Raw genomic sequence first — 25,093 nt, 5'->3', positions numbered from 1 at the left:
AACTGAAGGAGAGACTGCCTGCCCAGGCGGTCTCTCCTTCTTGCATTAGTTAAAGAGGAGGAGCTCGAATGGACCATTTATTCTTTCGTGCAGAGCAAAGAAGCGAATGGGGAGAGCAGTTCAAACAGCTTTTTCCCAAGCAAGCGTTGGAAGCCATTGCAGAGGCAGACCGTTGGTGCGCAGGCAACCGTTTGGTTTGGAAAAACCTCGAAATCGACTTGGGCGATCCTGTGGACTGGCTTCATAATCCGACGGGAGATAAGGAGTTTACATGGGGAATCAACCGCTTCAAGCATCTCCGCTGCTTAGGCATCGCTTATGCCTGTACCGGCGACGAGAAATATGCCGCCAAAGCCTTGGAGCATATCTCGGGATGGATAGACACCCAGCCATGTCCGCGCAATTTGCCTGCGGAGGAACTAACGTATTTCCAAAGGCCAGGCCCTTGGCGGCTGTTGGAGACGGGACTTAGGCTCCGCCAATGGGTGTATGCCTATCATTTTTTCCATGGATCGGACAGCTGGAGCGGTGAACGGGAGCAACGGTTTTATGAGTCGGTGAAGGAGCATGCCTGGTTCCTCTCTACCTTTACGGCAAGTATTGAAATCAATCATTCGATTATGCATATGATCGGTCTGCTCAGCGCGGGGTTAACCTTTGTGTCATGGGAGGAAAGCGAGGGCTGGCGCACCAAAGCGGTCGAGAGGCTGGAGGATTGCATCCGCGTACAGGTATTGCCTGATGGCGTCCATACGGAGCTTACTCCGCATTATCATATGGTGTCGCTTGAGCTATTTGTCGATTGCGCAGTCATGCTGAAAAAACGCGGGCACGCCTTCTCGGCCGAATTTGAGCGCATATTGGCAGGGATGATGCGCTTCGCGGGTTGCATGACGAGACAGGATGGCACGATGGCTCCGTTCGCGGATTCTTATGCGAGCCAGCCGCCCGATCTCAACGCGGCGGCCCTTTATTATGATGATCCGAGCTGGGTGCTTGGCGAGCAGCTGCATGAGCAGTTTTGGACGGTAGGGCCTGAGAGAATTCACGGGCTTCTTGAAGAGGCTGGGCAAAACCGCGCTTCGGCAATCTCAGATGATTTGAGGCTCCCCTTTGCTTTCCCGGCAGCCGGGTATTATGGGCTGGGCAACGAAGAACAAAAGCTGATTTTTGATGCTGCTGCATTAGGTGGCCCGCATGGGCATGCGGATGCGCTCTCCTTTGAATGGTGCGCATTCGGTGAAGCCTTGTTTGTTGACCCCGGTACGTACACATATATGGAAACGCCTTGGCGCTGTTATTTCAAAAGCACATCCGCGCATAACACCGTTCTTGTGGATGGGCAGGACCAAACGCCGTATTTGCGAACGCAAAGGTGGGGAGTGCCCGAAGCGGGAGTTTCCTTGCTTGCATGGGAGCCAGAGACGCAAATGGTTTGTGCGGAGCATGACGGCTATGCGGGGCGCGGAATTAGGCATAGGCGAGCCGTATGGTTTCTGGACAGCGGGGAATGGGTGATTTATGACGCTTTGACGGGAGAAGGAGAGCATACCTTCCAGCATCGGCTTCATACCAGACTATTGGAGTGGCAAGTAGAGAAGCTTCCCGCAGCCCAGAACGCGCTATATTTCGCGAAAGGCAGCGGCTTGGACGGAGGATCATCGCCGCTGGGCTGCGAAATGCTGGTCTTCGGACCGGAATCGATGGAGCTGGACGTGGAGGACAGCTGGGAATCGGTTCATCCGATGACGATGCAGCCGCTAAAGGTGCTGCAGAGCTTGTTGACGTCGAAGCAAGGCGGCTGGTTTATTACCGTGCTGAAGCCTTGCCGCGAAAACGGTGAGTGCATGCCGGCGGAGTGGAGTATCCGCATGGATGCGCATAACGTACCCGTTCTAAGCTTAAACCGAGCGGAAGAGAAAAAAGATTTTTATATGCCAGTGTGACAAATGCCGGTGTGACAAAAACGGAGGTGGCGGATGTGGAGGGCTTCAACGGATTTATTTCTCATTATCTCATTTCAGGACCGCAATTTACTGATTTTATCGCCGATCAAACGGACAAAAACCAGATTCGCTTTGAGCAATATATGCGATCGATCGTTGCCGAACGAGATAAGCAGGCTCCCTCCGGCCCGATCCGATTGGGCCAGCCGAGCGAATTGGGACTCCCGTGGGAGTATTATTATCCGCGCAGCGGCTTTGTGAATATTAGCCAGTTTTCGGTCACGCCGAAAAAGGTGGAGCTGCTGGCGGCAACAGGGCTTGTTGTACAGGAAGATATAGAAGTACGGGCTGTTCTATGGACTTACACCGCAGTGGATGTATGGCTTGGCGAGCAAAAGATTTGTTCCGTTGAGGTACCGGTGTACAAGCCGATTATGAAAAAGGAAATCACGCTGTCTCTCAAAAAAGGCTATAATTCCTTGCTCATTCGCATGCAGAACTTGGCGGTTCGGGACACAAGGAACATATTCGGGATTCAACTGTTGGACAAATGGGAGGACATTGAATCCGTGCTTCCAGACGCAGAGAACGCAAAACCGTTCCTTGCCTTGGATCAGTGGTTATCCAATATTGAGATGAATGGAAAGCGGATATTTATTCCCGCCAATCCTCCGTGTCCGGTCTATCTGACCTATCGCGATATCCACAATGACGAGCAGCGTGCCGACATCAGCGGCATGAGCCATGTGGATGTGCACGAAGATGAGCTCATGGCTGTCGTTTATGGGGAAATTGGGAATAAGAGGCTATCCCGCAAAATCGAATTGCTGCAAAACCGCAAGCCTGTTTATCGCAAAACCGAGACTTCCGCCGAAAGAAGCCAGCATATGTTCGAAGAGCTTGCTGCTTTAGGGGCGGGCCAGACGTTCGAGCCGCTGCGTTTTGGATTGTTTTACGTGCTGGCACGTTGGGAGCTCGGGAAGAAAGCCGTTCATGACGAGGCTCATATCCGGCAGGCACTGGATCAAATAGAGCGAAGGGAAGACTGCTCGGACTTTTTCCTGGCAGGGCTTCTCCGCCTGATGCGCTCCCACTCTTTGCCTAATTCCTTGTCCGCTCAGGCAGAGCAAGCCATTCTGAATTATCGCTATTGGATGACCGAAGACGGCTCTGACGGGATGTGTTTCTGGAGCGAGAATCATGCGCTGATGTTCTATATTTGCGCGTATATGGCGGGCTTGCAATACCCGGATCGCTTGTTTCCTAGGTCAGGACGCACGGGAGTCGAAGTCAGCAAGGTGGCAAAGGGCAGGATTCAGCAATGGCTCGAAGATCTAGAGGAATACGGCTTTGAAGAATTTCTAAGCGCGGATTATATGTGCGTAACCTTAGGCGCTTTATTAAACGTTGTGGATTACATGGAGGAAGAGGAATCCGGCCGGGCTGCCCGCTTGGTGAATTCGATGCTGCGATCGTTTGCTTGCCATACCTTCCGCGGCTCCATCATTGCCCCGCAGGCGAGAATTTACCGTTCGGTTATTCTTCCGTTTACCCAATCCGCCCAGTCGTTGATGAGCTTGCTGAACGGAGATGCTCCGGTTGGCAATAGCGAGTGGATGGTCTTCCTAATGAACAGCAGGTATCAGCTGCCTGAATCATTCGTCTATCTGATGGAAGAGACATTGGAGATGGAATACCAAACCGGCAATGCCTGGGTTATGCTGAATAAAGAGCAGGATTATATGCTTACCTCCGTCCAATCGCCGAGACAGGATGCTAACCCGGTTTTCTGGGAAAATATTAGCTTTGACGATTCCGCAGACATTGAATCCAATGACTATATCAAGTCCTTCAATGAGCGCTTTCACGGCACCTCCCGCTTTGAGCCGGGAGTGCAAGGCTATCAGCAGCATATGTGGTATGCAGCGCTGGATAATGATACGGTTGTATTCACAAATCATCCGGGAGAGATGACGGATGATGGCGGCATGCGTCCGGGCTATTGGTACGGGAATGGCATCATGCCCGCCATTAAGCAGCAGAAGAGCATGTTCGGTGCCATCTATGATATCGGCGAGGAGCATCCGGTTACCTTTACGCATCTGTTTTTTCCAACCAGTAAATTTGATACGGTGTCACAGAGTGGGCAGTGGTTGTTCGGACAAAAGGATGGCGGCTACGTAGCCATATGGAGCAGCGGCGAACTGGTGCCGCATAACGATCAGCTGTTTGAGTGCGAATATCGGTTATATGGAAAGCGAACGGCCTATGTATGCCAGTGCGGTTCGAAAGAGGAGTTTGCAAGTCTCAGCCAGTTCCAAAGCTATTGCGAGCAGCTATCCCCTGTATTCGATTCAACTAAGCTTCAGCTGTCTGCTTCAAACGGTTTTGAGCTGACCTTTGTACAAAGCGAGAACAAAAGCCAATATGTTTAAATTTAAGCGAATGAAAAGAAAAAATTATAAAATCAAACCGAATAGGAGAATGCCACAATGAGCAGATTAAACGTATGGGAAAATGCCGAGCCGGGCGTGAAGCGAAAAATCTTTACCCCGGGCCAAACGGTTATGATGATGGAGGTACATTTTGAGGAAGGCGCGGAAGGTTATTTGCACAGCCACGTGCACGAACAGCTCTCCTATTGTTTGGAAGGACAGCTGGAATTTTCGATCAATGGCGAGAAAAAGGTTATCTCCGCAGGGGAAACGATCTATATCCCAAGCCTTGCCGAGCACGGCTGCCGCGCCCTTCAGAAAAGCAAACTGCTCGATACCTTTACGCCGCTTAGACAGGATTTAATTGAATAATCGGGGAACCAATATACGTTGGAGCAAAATCGTTAATCGTAGCAAATGTTTAAGACATTAAATTTCACGAACAGCTTGCAGCTGTACCATATTAGATTGCCTAGATTTTAGGATCTCACGTATTATGCCAAACGTTATTCAGGAAGTATCCTGAATTCGTTCGGCTTTTTCCTTTTGTTTTTCCCCTTTAATTCTGACCCAACAGTTGGGAATTTATAGTTGCCTACTTCAATCCTAAGTGTTACGTTTTCATATTCATTTTTTAATTATCTTTAAAATTTTTCTATGAATCCTGAAACCATTGTTGTCCACTCCTCGTATCACATTTTATTAGACGCTTAAAGCAAGATGTTCTATCGCAACTGAATAGTTAACCCAAACGCAAATGGGGAGTAGCTGTCACATAAAAGTCGTCAATACGAGAATGAAAGTTCTCCGGCTTTATGGGCATTGCCGATAGAGGCATTGTTAGCGAGACCTTTGCCTACCGAGGCAAAGGTCTCTTGGCGTTTGGGAGTTAGATGGCAAGCCCATCATTTTATTTTAGGAGGATGTTAAATGGATTTTGGAATACTGATGGAGTATGGCTGGGTACTGCTCGTACTGATTGCACTTGAGGGGCTGCTCGCAGCCGACAACGCACTTGTACTGGCGATCATGGTCAAGCATTTGCCTCCTGTAGAGCGTAAGAAGGCATTGTTCTATGGCTTGGCAGGCGCGTTTGTTTTCCGGTTTGGTTCGTTATTCGCCATTTCGTTTTTGGTGGATGTCTGGCAGGTGCAAGCGATAGGAGCGCTTTATCTTCTGTTTATTGCGCTCAACCACATTTTCCGAAAGCTCATCGTGAAGAAAGGCGAAGATTCCGCAGCCAAGAGCTCAGGCAAGGAACCGAAGAAAAGCGGATTTTGGATAACGGTATTGAAAGTTGAAATCGCGGATATCGCTTTCGCAGTCGACTCGATACTGGCAGCTGTAGCACTGGCTGTAGCATTGCCAACAACAACATTGCCGAAAATTGGAGGCATGGATGGCGGTCACTTTATCGTCATTTTCCTAGGCGGATTTATCGGCCTGATCATCATGCGTTTCGCAGCGAATATGTTCGTGAAGCTGCTTGAAAGCAGACCTGCTCTGGAAGTCGCTGCATTTTTCATCGTCGGCTGGGTTGGCGTGAAGCTTGCGGTCCATACATTGGCGCATCCATCGCTCCACGTTATCCCGCATGATTTTGCGGAATCGACGGGTTGGAAAGTAACCTTCTACGTGGTACTTGTTCTTATCGCCGTAATCGGCTGGTTCGTATCAGGCGGCAAGGAGAAGCAAAACCAAGCTTCGGAAGCGGCTTAAGTGTAGCCGTAGAATTTGCAGGGCTTTACCATAGCAAGATTTAAGAAATGAATACATTCAGTTGAGACTGCCTGTGGGCAGTCTCTTTTTTTTGCATTTGATATCATTCTCGACAGCTTTAGTACCATGGAGTAGAAATAAGCTTTTAATGCCACGCAAGACAGGGAACTAGAAATGAAGATGTGCAATAAAGGCAGGAGCTGGGCTTATTGAAGGCTCGAATGGGGTTGGATTAAGCCGGGAAGCGAAGCTGCCAGGGCGGAGGCGGCAGTTCTGATTTATCGATTATATCAATTTGGCGAACAGCACTAAGCTAAGGCAAAACCATTCATATCAATGGGAGCAGCCACTATCCTTTAGGATAATGGCTGAACTTTGCTTATGTACTTTTTTTTGATAAGCAGAAAAAGCTTGCTGCGACGCAGCTCTAAGCACGATTTTAGGAGGGAATTCCAAATAAGGCAGTGCTTATTTTTTCAATGGAAGGGGTATCTCCTACAAAATAAAAAAAACTGGAGACGTCTACGAATCGGCCTGGAATAGCAATGGGTAAGGCTGGGGAGTGATATTCAAGCTCCGCAACTTCCCCCCCAATTGCCCACCGTCGTAGTAGAACTGCATGCACGATCCGAGTTAGTCCGGCTGGGAAAACATCGTTATTGGACGCACCGAGCCGTGCGTTGCAGCTGAAATCTCACCCTCAGGCGGCACTTCGCGATAATCCAAAGATTGCAGTAGCCTGGAGGGGATGCGAACGATTCAGTCAAGGGAACCGAATGTAACGGTGTTAAGTTTATTTCGGTATAGACTTCAAATCCGACATGTGAAACACTTGGGCAATCCGGAAATAAAGAAGAATGGTTCATTAGAAAGGGATTCGGAACTAAGGTATATCGCTTGTCCAAATCTATTCTAATTTTTTTGGACGAGCCGGAATGCTGGAGGTCGCAGGTCATGTTGGCAACCGCATGCGACTGGGATAATTGAGTTAATTTCCAACTTCCTGGATCCAAATGTTCTGGTACGTGGTAGATGCCGGAGCTGTCCTGGAAATAATCCAGCTCCGGACTTAACCATGTGCGGTCACCACCGGAATTCCAATTCTTATCATCATGAAGAGCGTTCAGGTCATGCCAAAATGCGGAGGGCTCGTCTTCGACTGCTTTCAAATCCAGAGCTCGTGCGCCTTTCTCTAGAATGATTAACCGTCCGCCATGGTCATTGTTTAAAACGGCATAGGTTTGGCCCATTTGTTGGAGCCTTGTTAGAGTGTTTGGCATATTATTGGTTCCCGGATTCGGATTCATCAATGAAACAAAGCAAACAATCCTCATCTTGGATATGCCGTGTCCAAAGGGCTTCAATCTGCTCGGCAGAATCATTCTGGAGCGCATGCAATAAGGCTGCGTGATCTTCTACAACTTTATTTAAATCGGTACAATTCCGACCATACCATAACTGGTCAAATCGCCAATGATGTGGCCATTATGACTACGGTACCCAATAATGTGACGGATAGCTTGCCGCTTCCTAAAATCCCGATCGTGTATTTTATTGAAAGTGTTGCTGGACTGGACTTTCAGCCTGAAGAATATGTGGACATCACCGATACGTTCGATGTAAAACAAGCCATGCTTGCCAAGCATGAGAGTCAGGTTGGGGATTGGTTACAGGATCAATAGGGCTCCAATGCCATGGAAATGATCGATCATGTCATCGAATCCAATATGCAAGTGCCTAAGGTGCCTGTACTGTTTCCTAAATACAATAACTGCTTAGCGGGTCATGAGGATGACATAACGATTCTCCGGGAAGTGCAGCAATGTGATTATGAGGTAGAGCTTGCTGTCGTCATCGGGAAAACGGCCAAAAGGGTATCCAAGGAATCGGCGATGGATTACGTTTTTGGCTATACGGTGCTTAATGACGTGAGTGCCCGCGATATTCAACTGAATGAGCCGCAGTGGACCCGTGGAAAAACCATAGATGGTTTTGCGCCAACCGGACCGTGAATCGTGACTGCGGATGAAATCGATCATCCAGGCAAGCTGAATATCTCCCTTTCGCTTAATGGGGAAGTAATGCAAAACTCGAACACGAAAGAGCTTATCTTCGATATTCCGTACCTGGTTTCGTTTCTTTCGAATACGATCACTCTCCAGCCTGGGGATATCATTAGCACCGGCACGCCGCCTGGCGTTGGAATGGGGAAGAAGCCACAGGTATGGCTGAAGGCAGGCGATCTTGTGGAAGCGACAGTGGAAGGAGTAGGTACGCTTAGAAATACATTTATTGCGGATGCTGAAGGCTGATTCAGAGAGATATAGGATAGAGTAGATATGTAGAATGAGAGTTTAATTCGTAAAGTTAACTTCGTATGCCTTCAGGATTGGGTAGCGGTTCGGTGAAGGGATGACCAAAAGAGAAGCTTCGATAAGCAGACTGCTTGTCGGAGCTTCTCTTTAGGTTTATTTCACGGATAGCAACGATAAATGAAGCCGAAATATAAAATTATCGTAAAAGCATAGAAAAAAGGAGGCTCTCATGCCTAGAATAGAGTCAACTTGGCTATCCAACACATAAGCGGGCCGATATATGGTTAAATAAAATTTGAAATGTTCGATAAAAAGGAGACATCCGAACCTATGCATCCGACCGTTCCTACAGAACATTCACCAACGAAACCCATTCCAAAGGGGAAGCTTGCCGCTCTTCTGGAGGTGCTGTGCGTTTCTACAAAGCTGGGGCTCACCTCCTTTGGAGGGCCGATTGCCCATCTTGCTTATTTTCATAATGAATACATACGCCGCCGCAAATGGATGGATGAACGCAGCTACGCCGATCTGGTCGCCCTGTGTCAATTTCTTCCGGGACCTGCGAGCAGCCAGGTTGGCATTGGGATTGGCCTTATGAGAGCTGGCTGGCTTGGAGGCATTGTCGCATGGTTAGGCTTTACATTCCCGTCCGTTCTGGCCTTAGTTGCGTTCGCTTTCCTACTCCAAGGCTTCGATATCGCGAGCACAGGCTGGATTCATGGGCTGAAGATCGTCGCGGTAGCGATAGTAGCCCATGCGATTTTGGGAATGGGACAGAAGCTAACGCCTGATCGGAGCAGAGCAACCATGGCTGTGATGGCCGCAGCGGTAACGCTATTGTGGCAAAACGCCTATAGTCAGGTGCTAGTCATCCTTGCCTCCGGTTTGTTTGGGCTGTGGCTGTATCGGAAGAAAGCTTCCGAACGGACCCCCGAGCTGCCGATTCCGGTTAGCCGAACGTTAGCCGCCTGCTGCCTGATTTTGTTTGTGCTGCTGCTCATTGGGCTTCCGCTGTTAACGAGTTCGGGAGAAGAAGGGTGGCTGGCGATGTTCGACAGCTTTTACCGATCCGGTGCTTTGGTTTTTGGGGGAGGGCATGTCGTGCTTCCGCTTCTGGAGCGGGAATTGGTGCCAACGGGATTCATAAGCCAAGCGGATTTCTTGGCAGGTTACGGAGCAGCCCAGGCGGTTCCGGGTCCATTCTTCACCTTTGCTGGTTACCTGGGCGCTATGGCAGACGGTATAGGCGGTGCAATAGTCGCCACGCTCGGCATTTTTTTGCCAGCGTTTCTGCTTGTTGTCGGTGCGCTCCCCTTTTGGAACCAGTTAAGAAATAATCACAAAGTGCAGGGAGCGCTGGCTGGCGTGAATGCGGCTGTCGTTGGCCTTTTGTTAGCGGCTCTTTATGATCCGCTTTGGACAACCGCAATCTTGGGGGCGCTTGATTTTGCGCTGGCAGCTGTTTTGTTTGTGATGCTTGTTTTTTGGAAGCTTCCGCCTTGGATGATCGTCCTTGCTGGAGCTGAGGGAGGCATGCTGCTTGGACTCCTGTAGGTGTAATGGTTTGCGCAATAAATGTGCTATGATTTAGGAAACCCTAAGGAATAGGATAGCACCTGTTATCTAAAAGCACGCAATGACAGGATACTCTGATCTGCCGATGATAAGATGGATAACAAAGGGAGGTGATGCGGATGGAATGGTTGCTCAGAATGAAAGAGGCGATCGATTTGATGGAGAAGAAGATGGAGGAGCCGCTGAATATCGAGGAAATTGCCAAGGCGGCGTGTGCGTCTCCGTTTCATTTCCAGCGAATGTTCCTTATGCTGACCGGGGTGACCGTAGCGGAGTATATGCGCAAGCGCAAGCTCACATTGGCAGCGCAGGAGCTGGCGATGTCGCCTGTCAAAGTCATCGATGTTGCCCAGAAATACGGATATGACTCACCGGAATCCTTTGCCAAGGCTTTTCGCAAAATACATGGCATATCACCTTCGGAGGCACGTAATCCCGGCAACAGTCTGAAGGCCTTCCCCCGCATTGCATTCCAGTTATCATTGAAGGGAGACAAGGATATGGATTATCGTATTTTGAAAAAAGAGGCATTTACAGTCGTAGGAAAATCCTTTCGGCTAAGCTGCGAGGATAATCAACAAATGAGAGAAATTCCGAAGCTCTGGCAGCAAGCTCATCAAGATGGGACCATCGCTAAGCTTGGAGCCATTGCTGCCGAGGGGGATTTGCTGGGCATTATAGCGAATATGCAGCCTGGTGGGAATGAATTCGATTATTGGATTGCTGGCGAATCTGACGCTGCATCCGGTACGGAATCATTTGATCGAACTGTCATTCCGGCATCCACTTGGGCAATCTTCACATCGATCGGTCCGATGCCTGGAGCCATTCAGAGCGTATTTGAGCGCATTTATCAGGAGTGGTTCCCGGCTACCGGATATGAGCACGCGGGGACGGCGGAAATGGAGCTTTACCCTGAAGGCGATACAACGGCTGAAGACTACCGCTGCGAGATTTGGATTCCGGTTGTGAAGAATTAAAGCATCCCAAAACCCCAAACAAAGAGGTTCTGAGAGAATGCTCTCAGAACCTCTTTGCATTCATCGCTATTCCTCACTGTTATCCAGCAGCAGCATCTCGTCATAGTTGATCGTCTGCAGCAGCTCAAAAACCATTTCGGAAGAGATTTGTTTCGTTTCCTCTAATTCTTGAATCTGGTCGCGCTTGACTTGAATGCTCCGCAGCTGAATGCCTTTGACCTCGTGCTGGAACTGCTCGCTATCGATTTTGCTCGCTTTGGCTTGCTCGACTCTGCGGCTGTAATGTCGAATAACGAGCATTGCTTCAAATCGGTCATCCTCTGTAGCTTGGCTTCGGATTTCTTCTACGGCAGCTTGCTGCAGCTTGTCCTCCACGCTTTTTAACTCCATGATTAAATCCTTGGCTTTTTTCGCTTTTTTGTACAAATCGGACGAAGGGTCCACCTGGTCGAGCCGCTTTAGATTGCGTTTGATCCAGTACATTTTGAAGTTGTACCACAGCTTTCTGAAAATAGAGCGAAGCGTAAACAGCTCCTGCGGCTGATGGAAGAGCGGGAACAGCATCTTCAATTGCGGAGACAAAAGCCCCTCCTCAATCATTTGATTCAGCTTGTCCAGCTCGGCCTCGCGTCCGATATGCTGAAATTCTTTTATTTTGGAGCTGGAATATTGAAGTGCCTTGCCTGTTTTGATATAGCGCAGCTGTTCTTCCAAATCGGAAATAACCTTGGCAGTGGCTCCGGGCTGATTGGGCGAGTATTCGGCTTTCAGGTGCTGAATCGTTTTTTTAATAATGAGCTTATGGGCAGCCTCCGCCGTTAGGGGCATTTCCTCAGCATCCTGCTCCTCCGGATTTCTGCTGATAAAGGGCAGTACAACCGTCGCAAACACCAAGCTGATCAAGATGACGCCAGAGGCTATAAATAAAAAGGTATTGCGGAGCGGGAACGGAGTGCCCTCCGAGATCTCAAAAGGAACGGACAATGCGGTAGCCAGCGTAATCGTTCCATGAATGCCGCAGGTCGCTGCCAAAAAAGCATAGCCGCCCCTCGAGCCTAGCTTAGGCTTCAGCCTTTTTCCTCCGGCATCCGTCTCGCGCGCGGCAAAATTCCGATGAAGCAAAAAGATCCATAAGTAACGAATAAGAAAGAGGCACACTGCGATAATAAAGGTCAGTCCGAGTGCTTTGCCGATGGTAATTTCTTTGCTTTCGATCAAACCCTGCAGCACTTCGGGCAGCAGAAAGCCAAGCAGAACAAAGACGAAGCCGTTTAGAATATAGCCCAGCACAGACCACGTCGTTATGGAGGTGAGTTGGATTTTCGTCGATGTCTGCTGCAGCCTGTCCCTCTCGATGCCATGGATAATTCCTGCGGCAACGACAGCCAAGATGCCGGATACGGACAGCTCCTCCGCAATGATGTAGATGATGAAGGGAGTGACCAACTGAATGGCGACCAGAGAGTTGACCTCTTCAAATCCGCGCTGCCGAAGCGTTAGTCTTAGCTTTACAAACAGGAAGCCTAGCACAAGTCCGGCAAAAAAACCTCCGATCGATACAAACGCAAAATTCAGTGCCGCCGATTGAACGGAAAAGACGCTCGTTAGCACGACAGCTAAAGCGACCTTAAAGGAGACGATGCCTGCCGCATCATTTAGCAAGGATTCTCCCTCTAAAATGGCCATCAAGCCTTTCGGCAACGAAAGCCCTTTCGTAATCGACTTAACCGCGACCGCATCCGTAGGCGATAATACAGCGGCAAGCGCGAAGGCTGCTGCAAGAGGAAGCGAGGGAAGCAATAAATGAATAAAGTACCCAAGTCCGATCACGGTAATGATGACGAGTCCTATGGCGAGCAGTAAAATTGGTCTTTTGTAAGCCCATAGCTCTTTGCGCGAGATGACGCGGGCATCCCCGAATAGCAGAGGAGCGATCAGGCAGATCATAAATACCTCAGGCTCAAATTCAAGGGAAACATGCAGCGGAAGCCAGGATACGAGTGCGCCCAAACCAATTTGAAACAGCGCTAACGGTATTTTGGGGTATTTTTTATTGAGTACGGTGGCCATAACAATGACGGCAATTAACGCTAAAAAGGAAATTAAAAACTCCATTTGCTACCTGCTTTCTGATGTGTGATGGTTCTGTTTTTATGTATGCTTTTATTTCCATGCTTATCTATTCTTCCTCACCTATAGGCGGTTAATTCCATAGCTCGCAGGGTTGAGAACGCGGGCCATGTTGATTATAATAAAGCTATCGCAAACGCAAGGGGGTAGGTCGTCATGGCAATCAGAGATTGCTGGATTGGTAATACTCATGCAAAGCCTGTAATGGAGGCGATACTTTGCATGGGCGGACAGGTAGGACTAACATCGCCTAAATGAGCACTTATCGTTTCTAATATATGGCTTTGCACCTTATTTATCTTACAATAACAATAAGGGGCTGAACTTCAATGTTCGAAGCATTTATTAGAAACCATCAATATAATTATATCAAGAAACAAGTGGGAATCGTCCAGCATGCACTTAGAACAAACCCGGATCCGAAAATTTTGGAGTCAGTACGAGACGGAGCCGAGGCTAAAATATTGGAATTGTTCCCAGCTGCCACAGATGCTCAGAAAGAAATGCTTGGACGTTTTACAGCCTTGAAGACCACGGAAGACTTTCAGAAGTACGTGAAAGATTTGGAGCTCTATATAGTTGAATTTCCGCAAATAACCGTGAAGCAAATTCAGAAGCTCTTTCCGAAAAACAAGAAGCTCAAGCTGCCTGATTTGGTGAATATTGATTTTCGTTTTGTAACTTATCTAAGCTGGATGGATATATCCACTAATAAATTGTTTATGGTTTATCATCAGAACGGACAGTTTCTTGGCATCGAAGGCAGATATACGCCGACGAACAAGAAAAGCTACTGTTTTGTTTGCAACAGGTTTGAGGAGCTTGTTTTGTATTCTGCCGTATCGAAGACAAAGCCGGCAAAAGCCTCGTCCGACTATTATAAAGCAATTGGCAATTATTTGTGCATGAACGGACGTGATTGCAACAAGAACATTGCCGATGTTGCTTCATTAGAAAGATTTATTCATGTCGTTATCGGTTAGTGTAATGAAATTTCTATATCCTTAAACAATAACTTATGATGAGAAACGGTCCTTAGCGAATTTTCGCGGGATCGTTTTTTTTATTGTTAGGAGGAGAATGGATGAATTGGGTTAATTGGATAATTTTATTGTTTTTTTATTTACTTATAACAATTATCATATTTTGGACGATAAAGAATATAGATATGGGGTTGTTGAATTCCGTAGCAAGATCAATATACAAATGAGGTGAATCAAAAAATGGAATGGTATTTGAAGGTCATTAAAAACTACGTGGAGTTTTCGGGAAGAGCAAGGCGCACAGAATATTGGATGTTTATCCTTTTTAACATCCTTGCTTCTATCGTGCTGAGCATAATCGAAAGGATTATTGGCATAGAACCGGCTTTATCCGGGCTTTATTCTTTGTTTATTTTGCTGCCTTCTTTAGCTGTAGGGGTGCGTAGGCTTCATGACACGGGAAGAAGCGGCTTGTGGTTGCTGCTTAGTTTTATACCTTTGATTGGAGCCATTATTCTCCTTGTATTTTTCTGCCAAGACAGCGAGGACAATAATCAATACGGGCCAAATCCAAAGGTGTTTTAAGCGAAGCGCAAGAGGCAAGAACATTATACAAGGGACTATCCCAAAAGGTCAAAGCGACCTCAAGGAGAGCCCATGCATGTTAGAAGGTCAACCGGCGATGTATGGTTGGCCTTTTTGGTATGAGCATGGGCAGGTTAACAAAGCACAACGGGAAGAGAAGGCTAGGCTGCCTAAGGCATGCGATCTTCTTTTAGCGAGGCGATTGCTTTCTCCACGCGCCGCTGGCGGGTTTCGGCGGTTTTAGCTCCCTCGATGTTGAGCACGATACGCCGCTTATTGCTATAAGACAAGGTATCAAAGTATTTATTGGCGGCAGCCTCGGCTTCAAGCGCAGTCAATAAGTCGTCAGGCACGGCCAATTCGCGGGGTTCAGCATCGAGCGCAATGTCAACCTCAATCTCGTCACCGGCTGCGACGCCTGCGCCATTGCGATTTTCTGCGCTAAGGGGAATCATAAATCGCCCGCCCATAGAAGCGACAGTGCTGCGGTAAGAAAAGTCACGGATCGTAAGTGTAACGGCAGGCTTCTTACCCGAACCGAGGCTCTCGACAACTTCCGCAGGAACCTCGAAACCGGTAGCAGTCTTCCCGGCAAGCTCAACTGTAGTTTTGAATCTCATAAATAGACGCCTCCTTTATCTAGAGTATATACCAAATTAGCAAAGTTAACGGATTAAAAGCTACTAATCTGTAGATGCGATACGATTTTGGGTTAAGGACGGACATTGATGTAACCTTTTGAACTTCATCGGACGTATTCGAACTATATATTGGCGGAAGTAAGCTTTATGGTAAAAGCACGAATCAGCAATGATCGCAAAAAACGTCAGCCTCAAACTTTTTAAACTATATAGGTTGAACTTAAGTTTTCGTTTTGGTCGCTACGCGAGTAGATCATTCTTACGATCGCGGTTGTAACCAGATTCTTTGATTGGATTAGACATTTAAAGGTTAGAATCCGGCTACAAAGGCGAACACTTCGTTTCTCCAGAACGATCCTCTCGCTTCGCTTTAACTGCAATTCTTTAGTTCAACTTATATAACCCAAATTGATCTAAAAAACAGGCTTATTGCCGCTAAAATTGCCTGAAAGGGAGAAATAGGTCTAGAAAATAGACCTATTCCGGCGTATGGCGCTGCAAACCGCCTTAAATTTCACAAACTAACTCAAATAGATCAAAAAACTCGGCAGACAGGCAACCAACAGAACCATGCAGGCTGCGCGTAGAAGCTGCTTGCGAGCTCCTTACAACTTTTGCTAGACATATGTTACATCTCATTCTATAATAATGTTATAAACGAACATTATTGTTTGAAAACAACAGTTGAGGGTGAAGCCAAATGTCAGCACAGGCACGGTTGAAGAGGATGTTCAGCGAGGAAGGCAAATGTTTTGACGTAGCGATTGATCACGGTTTTTTTAACGAATTTTCTTTTCTGGCATCGATCGAGAATATGAAGGAAGCGGTTGAAACCGTCGTACGGGCCAATCCGGATTGTATCCAGCTTAGCCTTGGCCAAGCTAGACATTTGCAAAATATACCGGGCAAGCACAAGCCAGGACTGGTGCTTCGTACGGATGCGGCGAATATTTACGGCTCCAAGCTGCCGGAATATTTGTTCAGCGAGGTCGTTGATCACGCGATTGAGCATGCGGTTCGCTTGGACGCGGTTGCGGTATGCGTGAACCTGCTTATGCTCCCGAACCAGCCGGAATTGCATTACCAATGCGTTAAAAACATCTCAAAGCTGAAAACCGAATGCGAGCGGTTTGGCATGGTTCTAATGGTGGAGCCGCTTGTCATGCTGCCTAACGAGCAAAAGGGCGGTTATATGGTTGACGGCGACATCCAGAAAATTATGCCGCTGGTCCGCCAAGCGGTTGAGCTTGGTGCAGATGTCATCAAAGCCGATCCTTGTGATCAAATCGAACAATATCATCGGGTTATCGAGGTCGCTTCCGGCATTCCCGTTCTGGTACGCGGCGGCGGCCGGGCATCGGACGAGGAGATCGTTAACCGTACGGTGAAATTAATGGAGCAGGGTGCAGCAGGCATCGTATACGGACGCAATGTCATTCAGCATTCCGATCCGGAGCGCATGACGCAGGCACTTATGGGCATTGTGCACAAAGGAGATAGCGCGGAGAAAGCACTTGCGGTTTTGAATGGAGAGGGTGGAGCTCATGTCTAAAAAAGAAATTCGTTTCGGCGTCATTGGCTGCGGCCTGATGGGCAAAGAATTTGCCAGCGCGGCAGCGCGCTGGTGCCATTTGACGGATGTGGATTTTGCTCCGGTCATCACGGCTGTATGCGATGCTAATCCTGCGGCAACCACTTGGTTTGAGCAAGCGGTGCCGACCATTAAGCGCACGTATCAGGATTATAAGCAGCTTTTGGCAGACCCGGATGTGGATGCTGTTTATTGCGCAGTGCCTCATAACCTGCATGCCCAGCTATATACCGATATCATTCGGTCAGGCAAGCATCTGCTCGGAGAGAAGCCGTTTGGCATTGATCAAGAAGCGAATGCGCTCATCCGCAAGGAAATGGAAGCGCATCCGAATGTCATCGTGCGCTGCTCTTCGGAGTTTCCTTTTTATCCAGGTGCCCTTCAGCTGTCCAAGTGGGTAATGGAAGGCAAGTTTGGCAAAATCATAGAAGTGGAGGCCGGTTTCTGGCATTCCAGCGACCTTGATCCATTAAAGCCGATTAACTGGAAGCGGAGAATCGCAACGAATGGCGAATATGGTTGTATGGGCGATTTGGGCATGCATGTGCTGCATCTTCCGCTTCGCTTCGGCTGGCAGCCGCAAAATGTTAGAGCGCTGCTAAGCAAGGTCGTGGAAGAGCGGCCAGATGGCAAAGGCGGCATGTCGCCTTGCGAGACGTGGGACAATGCGATTTTGGCATGTGAGGTAAAGACGGAGGAGCAGCAGTTTCCGATGGTGCTTTCTACGAAACGGATTGCGCCCGGCCATGCTAATACGTGGTTTATTAGAATACAAGGGACGAAATTATCCGCCGAGTTCTCGACGAAAAATCCGAAGCAGGTAGCCTGGCTGCCGTACGAGCCCGGCGGAAGCCAAGCGTGGCATGTAATGGATGCGCCTTACCAATCGGCTTATGGCACGATTACGGGCTCCATCTTTGAATTTGGCTTTTCCGATTCCATTCTTCAAATGTGGGCAGCCTTTTGCGATGAGGTGGCGAACGGAGCAGAAGGAATGTCACAGCCGTTCCGATGCGCAACGCCGGAAGAGTCGGAGGGAAGCCACCGCGTATTCACGGCAGCATTGGAATCGAACCGATCCGGCAAGACCATTCCAATTCAATGGGGGAACTAAGTTGGCAAAACGAGCGGCTTCTTATTCTGTCATCGTAGGCGGACATATCTGTCTGGACATTATTCCTTCCATTCAGGGCGGGCCGTTCCAAATGGTGCCAGGCAAATTGCTCAACATCGGAGAGGCTGCCCTCTCTACCGGGGGCGCAGTAGCGAATACAGGGCTGGCCCTGCATCGGCTAGGCATTCCTGTACAGCTGATGGGCAAGGTAGGCAATGACTTTTTTGGCGAGGCAATTCTCTCGATTTTAAAAAAACAGCATGAATCGCTTGCCGAAGGCATGATCGTAGCGGAAGGGGAGCCTAGCTCCTATTCGATTGTCATTAACCCGCCTCACGTAGACCGGATGTTCCTTCATTGCACAGGAGCCAACGATACGTTTCAAGCGGATGATATAACGGCAGAAGCATTGCAGGAGGCGGGGCTGTTTCATTTCGGCTATCCGCCGCTCATGAGACGCATGTATGAGCATGGTGGCGCTGAGCTGAGCCGCTTGATGCAAAAGGCGAAGGAAGCAGGCGCCACCACGTCCATGGACATGGCGAAGCCGGACCCGGACGCGAAGGCGGGGCAGCTCGACTGGCGACTTCTGCTAGCGGATGTGCTTCCTTATGTGGATTTGTTTTTGCCCAGCATCGAAGAAATCTTGTATATGCTTAGAAGAGAGACTTATGAGGCGATGAAAGAAAGCCATGGCAGCGAGCAACTGATTGAGCATGTGGAGGCTTCCTTGCTTGCGGAGCTCTCTTCGGAGCTGCTTGCCATGGGGGCGGCTATCGTTGTGTTCAAGCTGGGCGAGCATGGTTTGTATATGCGCACGACAAGTGAAGCAGCACGGCTGGAGAGTACTGGCCGTTGTGGCCCTAAGGAAAATGCAGCAGGCTGGCTTAATCGTGAGCTTTATGTTCCGTGCTTTAAGGTAGAGGTAGTGGGAACGACTGGCGCAGGCGATTGCACCATTGCGGGCTTTCTCGCCGGCTTCCTGCAAGGCTTGCAGCCGGAGGAGACGCTGCTTGGCGCGGTGGGCACCGGGGCGTGCAATGTCGAGAGGCCGGATGCCGTAAGCGGAATCCCGACTTGGGCGGTTGTGCAAGCTCGCATTGCTGCAGGCTGGGAATCGTATCCGCCTAAGCCAGCTTTTGCGGGTGCTCGAATTCCATTGCCAATGAATACGGCGGTGTGGCAGGGGACACGAGATCTTGGAACGACAAATGAATCGGTAAAGGGGGCGAAAAAGCTATGATCACCCGCAGTCAGGTTAAGGCCGCTCAAGCGCGTGCGGCTGAACTGCTTCAGGTTGCAGGAATCGTGTTGTCGCCGGAAGAGCGCGAGCAGCTTGAAGTAGCATCCTTTGGGCTCAATGATTTGGAGACGCAAGGGCTTCAGCTTGTGACTTATGTGAATACGGACCGCTATTGTGCGAAGGAGCTTGTGTTGTTTCCCGGTCAGACTTGTCCGGAGCACAAGCATCCAGCGGTAGGCGACTTGCCTGGGAAAATGGAAACGTTCCGCTGCCGGGCAGGCAAAGTGCTGCTTTATGTGGAGGGCGAGCAGTCGGACATTATTGAAGCCATCCTACCGCCGAGAAGCCAATCGCATTACACCGTATTTCATGAAATCGTACTGTATCCCGGCCAGCAGTATACGATTCCGCCGGAGACGCTGCACTGGTTCCAAGCTGGGAGCGAGGGAGCGGTCGTGTCGGAGTTCTCCAGCACGAGCCGTGATGAGTTTGATATCTTCACGGACCCGAACATTCTGCGTATGCCTGTTGTCATCGAGGACTAATCGATGTATTTATATGGCCGGAACTGGACGCGCAGGGAACTGGCTGCGCATGTGGGCCGCATCGAGCAAATCGGGGGCATCCGACGCTATTTGGGGGATGAGGGACCGGAGCGCGGCATGGAATTTATACAAGTGAGGACAGGCGCGGGACTAGCGTATACCGTCACCCCGACCAAAGGCCTTGATTTCTCATTGGCAGAATATGGCGGCGTGCCAATAAGCTGGCAGTCAGCAGGAGGCGACATTCATCCGATGTATTACGAGTCCGAGGGTGCAGGCTGGCTGCGAACGGCCTCGGGTGGTCTGATGATGACCTGCGGATTAATGAATATGGGGTCTTCTTCTGTCTATGAAGGGAAAAGCTATGGACTGCATGGACGTGTTCACCATCTGCCGGCTCGCCAGGTATGTGCCGAGGGAGTATGGCAGGGAGACGAATATGAGATGGTGATTCGGGGCACGGTCGAGGAAACGGCATTATTTGGCGGCCATTTGCGCATGCATCGCGAGATCCGCTCACGCTTCGGAGAGAACAAAATAACAGTGACCGACCTTGTGGAAAATGCAGGCAGCGACCCTGCGCCTCATATGATGCTTTACCATTTTAATTTTGGTTATCCGCTTCTGTCCCCGGAGTCTAGGATCCATTTTCCTGCCGGTTCAGTTACACCAAGAGATGCCGCTGCGGAATTAGCTGGTTACGATAAGTGGCAGGAGCCAGAAGCGGGATTTCAGGAGCGCGTCTATTATCACGGGCTGGAGCCGGCTGCGCAGGCGGAGGTTAGGCTATTTCAGCCTAACTTTCCGCAAGCCGGACACAGGACCGTTCCATTAACCGCTGCGTTAAGCTGGTCTACGGATACGCTTCCGCATCTGGTGCAGTGGAAAATGGCGGGCGCGGGCAGTTACGTGCTCGGCATTGAGCCTTCGAATGGCTTAGTAGGGGGCATTACGGAGGAATCACAGCAGCGCCGTTTGCTTATTTTGCAGCCAGGACAGTCCGTTCGTTACAACTGGGAGTTGAACATTGGCTGAACCATTGCAATAATAAGGAGATATAAATGAAATATTGTAACGGGAGTGGCGCAGCATGCCTACCAGCTTAAACGATCGGCAGCAACGGATAAAGGAGCAGCTCGAGATACACGGAGAAATCCGTATGAATGATATGAAAACGATGTTCGCGGTGACGGAAATGACGATCCGCCGGGATTTGGAGAAGCTGGAGCAGGCGGGCATCCTGCGAAGGACGTTCGGCGGTGCGATTTTGCTCGGCAAGGATATCGCCCTGAAGGACCGAACCGGGCTTAGGGCGGATGAGAAGGCAAGCATTGGCCGCACAGCGGCAGCGCTGATTCAAGCCGGTGAGTACATCTTTATTGATGGGGGAACAACGACGATTGAAGTCGCGCGTGCGCTGAAGCCGGGACTTGGCATTACGGTTGTCACGAATGCGCTAAACGTCGCGAATGAGCTTCAGGAAAAGCGAATACCGACGATTTTGTCCGGGGGCATGATTTTGGAGGCGACCTCGACCGTGATCGGGCCCTTTGCCGAAAATATGATCGGATCGATGGCTTATTCCCGCGTATTTTTGGGAACGACCGGATTGTCTGCCGAGCATGGCTTCAGCAATTCCAATATGTATGAAGCGGAAATCAAAAAAACGGCCATACGCCAAGCCTCGGAAGTCAATGTGCTGATGGACCATACCAAATTCGGCGCCAAGGACTTTATCTCCTTCGCCGAGCTTGGGCATGTGCACCGCGTCATTACGGACAAGCTTCCCGCAGCGGAGCTGAATAAAGCGTGCAAGAAAGCAGGCATCGAGCTTGTCCTAGGCACGTGATTTAAGGGAATGAAGGAGCCAGTCAGGTGCAGCCTGCGGCTCCAGTAACCGTATGATTTTGGACTTCTGTCAGCAGCTTTATTCCTGATTTGTGTCTATCCTGTCTACGTTTTTACTAATTCCGATAAAAACGATGGGAAATAAAAGAAATAAAGATTGACAGGAGTACATCAGGCGAATAAGATAGGAATACGAACAAAATAATTAACCAATGATTTTGTTGGATAAATAAGAACGATAAATCTACTGGACCACCAGAGATTCAATGGGAAAGCGCAGCGGCGCTCCTGTTGGGTCTTCTTTTTTTATCCGAGTACAGAAGCCAGAAGGGGGAAAGTCCATACCGACCATACAAATAACGATCTGGCCTTGGCTGTTTCTCTTGGCATAGCTGGCGTACCGGAGACTGCACTCATGACTGCAACAGCAGTGGCTACCGCAGCAGGTCTGCTGACATCAACCGGATTTTGTTTCAGCAGCATCATTGCAGATATGGCAAGAACAGTAACCAATGCTGCCGTCTGGCCGTTCGCCGTGATTGGGAACAAGCTAGCGGTAATACCAGAAAAATGATTTCTATGACTGTATTGATTTTCAAAAAAAAACAGGAAATTCGGAAGGATGATCTTCATTATGAAAAAATTGACTCTTACATTAAGCATTGCAGCTGCGGTTGCGCTGATCTCCACTTACGCGGCGGTATCCGCAAACAAACCAAACGATGAGGTTTCGGCAGCGAAAAGCAATCCGGTAACCACTCAAGTACAGCAAGCAAAAGCAGCAACAGATGCGACTGACAGCAAACCAGAAGTCGTTTCAGCTCCGGTAACAGAAGAGAAGAAAGTCGATATAGCGTCTGAAAGCAGCGCGCCTGCCGTGAACACGGCAGCAGCAGCTGAAAAAGAGCAACCAGCAGACAGCGCAGCAACAAAAGCTCAAGAGCCTGCGAAAGCAGCTTCTACAGCAAAAGAAGAAGCGCCTTCCAAAACAGCGGTATCCACGGTTAAAGAAACAACGACTACTAAAGCAGCAGCCGTTGTAAAAGAAGAAACAACTGCGAAACCAGCGGCAGTGAAAGAAGAAGCAGCTCCTAAGGCGACTGCAGCACCTGTCAAAGAAGAGGTTAAGCCTCAAGCGACTGCTGCCCCTGTAAAAGAGGAAGTAAAAGCAGAACCAACAGCAGCTCCAGCAAAAGAAGATAAAAAATCGATTAGCTTCGTGAAAAAAGAAGAAGTGAAACCAAAAGCAACAGCTGCTCCATCTTCTTCGTCATCAGACTCCCAGCCTTCCTCTTCTGGAAGCGGCAGCGCGGCTGAAGAGATTTGCTAATAACGCAGTAGCGAATGAAGCATTAGCTCAATAATAAGGACTAATTTATTAGCATTCGACTCGATTTTGAGTTTATGGTGAGGGTAAACCTCTCATGAATCAGGTTGGAAGGGACCCCATGGCGGCTCGCCGTGAGGGTCCCTTTGTTGTGTCTACTTTTTACCTTTGTCATTTTGGGCTGAATCCTTGGAATTAACGGGACAAATTTCATGTAAATCAAATGGGACTAGTCAATGCGCATTCTGAAATTATGAATTTAACCACGCTAAACATTGCTCACGGCTGTGTTTTCACTTAAAATGTGGATAAGACAATATCGTATAAACGCGAGAATATTCCAAAAGAAAAGGTGTCATGCATGAGCATATTAAACGTAGAAAGATTAAGCCACGGCTTTGGAGATCGCGCGATCTTCAATGACGTATCGTTTCGCCTGCTGAAAGGCGAGCATATCGGATTGATCGGCGCCAACGGCGAAGGAAAGTCCACTTTCATGAACATCATTACAGGCAAGCTCCAGCCCGATGACGGCAAGGTGGAGTGGTCGAAGCGCATGCGCGTAGGCTACCTTGACCAGCATGCGGTGCTGAGCAAGGGTTCAACGATTCGCGACGTTTTGAAGGGTGCTTTCCAGTACCTGTTCGACATGGAACAAGAGATGAACGACATGTACCTGAAGATGGGCGATGTATCCCCGGAGGAGCTCGAGAAGCTGTTAGAGGACGTTGGAACGATTCAGGATACGCTGACGAATCAGGATTTTTATTTGATCGACGCAAAAATCGAAGAGACTGCCCGCGGCCTAGGGCTTACTGATATCGGATTGGACAAGGACGTGAATGACCTGAGTGGCGGTCAGCGGACGAAGGTTCTGCTTGCCAAGCTGCTATTGGAGAAACCGGATATTCTGCTTCTCGATGAGCCTACCAACTATTTGGACGAGCAGCATATCGAATGGTTGAAGCGTTATCTGCAGGAATATGAGAATGCATTTATTCTGATCTCGCATGACATTCCATTCCTCAACAGCGTTATTAACCTGATTTACCATATGGAGAATCAGGAGCTGAATCGCTACGTAGGCGATTATGAATACTTCCAGCAGGTTCACGAAATGAAGAAGCAGCAATTGGAATCGGCATTCAAGCGCCAACAGCAGGAGATTGCGGATTTGAAGGATTTTGTGGCACGCAACAAAGCCAGCGTCGCGACCCGCAATATGGCGATGTCCCGGCAGAAGAAGCTCGATAAGATGGAAGTCATTGAGATTGCCAAAGAAAAGCCAAAGCCGCAGTTTAATTTTAAGGATGGCAGAACCTCAGGCAAGCTTATTTTTGAAACGAAAGATCTTGTCATCGGCTATGACAGTCCATTGTCCCGTCCGCTTGACCTTCGTATGGAGCGCGGACAGAAGATTGCGCTCGTCGGCGCCAACGGAATCGGTAAAACGACGCTGCTGCGCAGTATTTTGGGCGAAATTCAAGCGATATCCGGAACGGTGCAGCGTGGCGAGCATCAGCAGGTAGGCTATTTCCAGCAGGAAATGAAGGACACGAATTACAACACTTGTATCGAGGATGTGTGGAAGGAATTTCCTTCGTACTCGCAATTTGAGGTGCGTGCAGCGCTGGCGAAATGTGGACTTACGACGAAGCATATCGAGAGCAAAATCGCAGTGCTGAGTGGCGGCGAGAAAGCTAAGGTCCGTCTCTGCAAGCTGATCAACAGCGAAACAAACCTACTTGTGCTCGATGAGCCGACTAACCACTTGGATGTCGATGCGAAGGAAGAGCTGAAGCGTGCTTTGAAAGCTTACAAAGGCAGCATCATACTCATTTCCCATGAACCGGAATTTTACCGTGATGTCGTAACGGACACATGGAACTGCGAATCGTGGACGACGAAAGTATTTTAAATATTAGACGAAAAGTGGCTGATCCATCTGTAGCTTTGAGCTGCGGGGGAACAGCCCTTTTTAATTGCTCATGTCAATCGTCTGTGAAAATGTCACCTTAACTGTGCTATGAAAATGTCACTCTTTAGTTTGGAGGCCGCCCTTACCAGGAGGCCTCTGAATAATGGTTATGTTGTGAATACATGACGTCTTGGAACG

The 25,093-nt window shown here is 49.0% G+C and carries 21 protein-coding genes and 1 pseudogene; 18 read left to right on the top strand and 4 right to left on the bottom strand.

What is annotated here, in order from left to right; translation table 11 throughout:
* The first annotated feature begins 68 nt into the window (after positions 1-68).
* The 4 genes from E0496_RS12720 (at position 69) to E0496_RS12705 (ending at position 6,100) form a co-directional block, all read left to right on the top strand.
* Positions 69-1,946, top strand: a complete 1,878-nt coding sequence (locus E0496_RS12720; RefSeq protein WP_141502074.1) for an alginate lyase family protein — start codon at positions 69-71, stop codon at positions 1,944-1,946.
* Positions 1,943-4,381, top strand: coding sequence for a hypothetical protein (locus E0496_RS12715; RefSeq protein WP_206669758.1), 2,439 nt, complete (start codon positions 1,943-1,945; stop codon positions 4,379-4,381). Before E0496_RS12720 ends, E0496_RS12715 begins: the two co-directional genes overlap by 4 nt.
* Before the next feature lie 57 nt (positions 4,382-4,438).
* Complete coding sequence (locus E0496_RS12710; protein ID WP_141502072.1) at positions 4,439-4,753, top strand: cupin domain-containing protein; 315 nt, start codon at positions 4,439-4,441, stop codon at positions 4,751-4,753.
* Between the two features lie 558 nt (positions 4,754-5,311).
* A complete protein-coding gene (locus tag E0496_RS12705) occupies positions 5,312-6,100 on the top strand; it encodes a TerC family protein (protein WP_141502071.1) in 789 nt (262 codons plus the stop codon).
* Positions 6,101-6,756: 656 nt separating this feature from the next.
* On the opposite strand, the gene E0496_RS12700 is transcribed toward E0496_RS12705, so the two are convergent.
* On the bottom strand, positions 6,757-7,407 hold the full coding sequence (locus tag E0496_RS12700; protein WP_206669757.1) for a hypothetical protein: 651 nt from the start codon (positions 7,405-7,407) through the stop codon (positions 6,757-6,759).
* Positions 7,408-7,446: 39 nt separating this feature from the next.
* Here E0496_RS12700 and E0496_RS12695 point away from each other — a divergent pair, with 39 nt between their 5' ends.
* The 4 genes and pseudogenes from E0496_RS12695 to E0496_RS12680 all read left to right on the top strand — a co-directional run bounded on the left by E0496_RS12695 (position 7,447) and on the right by E0496_RS12680 (position 10,970).
* Entirely contained in the window at positions 7,447-7,782 is a 336-nt protein-coding gene (locus tag E0496_RS12695; RefSeq protein ID WP_141502069.1) for a PIG-L deacetylase family protein, read from the top strand.
* A 12-nt stretch (positions 7,783-7,794) separates the two neighbouring features.
* Positions 7,795-8,412 (top strand): annotated as a pseudogene (locus E0496_RS12690) (fumarylacetoacetate hydrolase family protein).
* A gap of 333 nt (positions 8,413-8,745) precedes the next feature.
* Positions 8,746-9,969, top strand: a complete 1,224-nt coding sequence (locus E0496_RS12685) for a chromate transporter (RefSeq protein ID WP_141502068.1) — start codon at positions 8,746-8,748, stop codon at positions 9,967-9,969.
* A gap of 140 nt (positions 9,970-10,109) precedes the next feature.
* Positions 10,110-10,970 (top strand): AraC family transcriptional regulator, encoded by an 861-nt coding sequence (locus tag E0496_RS12680; RefSeq protein ID WP_175598053.1) that lies wholly within the window; start codon positions 10,110-10,112, stop codon positions 10,968-10,970.
* Between the two features lie 66 nt (positions 10,971-11,036).
* Here the strand turns inward: E0496_RS12680 and E0496_RS12675 are convergent, their stop codons facing one another.
* Entirely contained in the window at positions 11,037-13,085 is a 2,049-nt protein-coding gene (locus tag E0496_RS12675; protein WP_141502066.1) for a Na+/H+ antiporter, read from the bottom strand.
* A 344-nt stretch (positions 13,086-13,429) separates the two neighbouring features.
* On the opposite strand from E0496_RS12675, the gene E0496_RS12670 reads away from it, so the two are divergent.
* Positions 13,430-14,083 carry a FusB/FusC family EF-G-binding protein gene (locus E0496_RS12670; RefSeq protein WP_141502065.1) on the top strand — a complete coding sequence of 218 codons (654 nt, stop codon included), beginning with the start codon at positions 13,430-13,432 and terminating at the stop codon, positions 14,081-14,083.
* A gap of 240 nt (positions 14,084-14,323) precedes the next feature.
* The gene (locus E0496_RS12665) at positions 14,324-14,668 is read left to right on the top strand and encodes a DUF805 domain-containing protein (RefSeq protein ID WP_141502064.1); all 345 of its coding nucleotides are present in this window, start codon (positions 14,324-14,326) and stop codon (positions 14,666-14,668) included.
* Between the two features lie 170 nt (positions 14,669-14,838).
* On the opposite strand, the gene E0496_RS12660 is transcribed toward E0496_RS12665, so the two are convergent.
* Positions 14,839-15,288, bottom strand: a complete 450-nt coding sequence (locus E0496_RS12660; RefSeq protein ID WP_141502063.1) for a YdeI/OmpD-associated family protein — start codon at positions 15,286-15,288, stop codon at positions 14,839-14,841.
* 721 nt (positions 15,289-16,009) lie between these two features.
* Between E0496_RS12660 and E0496_RS12655 the strand changes: the two genes are divergently transcribed.
* The 6 genes from E0496_RS12655 to E0496_RS12630 are packed head-to-tail and all read left to right on the top strand — an operon-like array spanning position 16,010 to position 21,651.
* Positions 16,010-16,861 carry a class I fructose-bisphosphate aldolase gene (locus tag E0496_RS12655; RefSeq protein ID WP_141502062.1) on the top strand — a complete coding sequence of 284 codons (852 nt, stop codon included), beginning with the start codon at positions 16,010-16,012 and terminating at the stop codon, positions 16,859-16,861.
* Complete coding sequence (locus E0496_RS12650; protein WP_141502061.1) at positions 16,854-18,014, top strand: Gfo/Idh/MocA family protein; 1,161 nt, start codon at positions 16,854-16,856, stop codon at positions 18,012-18,014. Before E0496_RS12655 ends, E0496_RS12650 begins: the two co-directional genes overlap by 8 nt.
* Position 18,015: 1 nt before the next feature.
* The gene (locus E0496_RS12645) at positions 18,016-19,257 is read left to right on the top strand and encodes a carbohydrate kinase family protein (RefSeq protein WP_241674764.1); all 1,242 of its coding nucleotides are present in this window, start codon (positions 18,016-18,018) and stop codon (positions 19,255-19,257) included.
* Positions 19,254-19,802, top strand: coding sequence for a D-lyxose/D-mannose family sugar isomerase (locus tag E0496_RS12640; RefSeq protein WP_141502060.1), 549 nt, complete (start codon positions 19,254-19,256; stop codon positions 19,800-19,802). Before E0496_RS12645 ends, E0496_RS12640 begins: the two co-directional genes overlap by 4 nt.
* A gap of 3 nt (positions 19,803-19,805) precedes the next feature.
* Positions 19,806-20,837, top strand: coding sequence for an aldose 1-epimerase family protein (locus E0496_RS12635; protein WP_141502059.1), 1,032 nt, complete (start codon positions 19,806-19,808; stop codon positions 20,835-20,837).
* A 55-nt stretch (positions 20,838-20,892) separates the two neighbouring features.
* Positions 20,893-21,651: a DeoR/GlpR family DNA-binding transcription regulator gene (locus tag E0496_RS12630; protein WP_141502058.1), complete on the top strand. Its 759-nt coding sequence runs from the start codon at positions 20,893-20,895 to the stop codon at positions 21,649-21,651.
* A gap of 305 nt (positions 21,652-21,956) precedes the next feature.
* Here E0496_RS12630 and E0496_RS12625 read toward each other — a convergent pair whose 3' ends face one another.
* Positions 21,957-22,283, bottom strand: coding sequence for a hypothetical protein (locus E0496_RS12625; RefSeq protein ID WP_141502057.1), 327 nt, complete (start codon positions 22,281-22,283; stop codon positions 21,957-21,959).
* Between the two features lies 1 nt (position 22,284).
* Between E0496_RS12625 and E0496_RS12620 the strand changes: the two genes are divergently transcribed.
* Together E0496_RS12620 and E0496_RS12615 are read left to right on the top strand one after the other, a co-directional pair.
* The gene (locus E0496_RS12620; RefSeq protein WP_141502056.1) at positions 22,285-22,980 is read left to right on the top strand and encodes a hypothetical protein; all 696 of its coding nucleotides are present in this window, start codon (positions 22,285-22,287) and stop codon (positions 22,978-22,980) included.
* 358 nt (positions 22,981-23,338) lie between these two features.
* Entirely contained in the window at positions 23,339-24,895 is a 1,557-nt protein-coding gene (locus E0496_RS12615) for an ABC-F family ATP-binding cassette domain-containing protein (RefSeq protein ID WP_141502055.1), read from the top strand.
* Positions 24,896-25,093 lie beyond the last annotated feature (198 nt).

The organism is Paenibacillus luteus, assembly GCF_006542765.1.
Lineage (GTDB): Bacteria > Bacillota > Bacilli > Paenibacillales > Paenibacillaceae > Pristimantibacillus > Pristimantibacillus luteus.
Note: the sequence above shows the minus strand (reverse complement) of the source record. Positions and strands in the feature narration are given on the sequence as shown.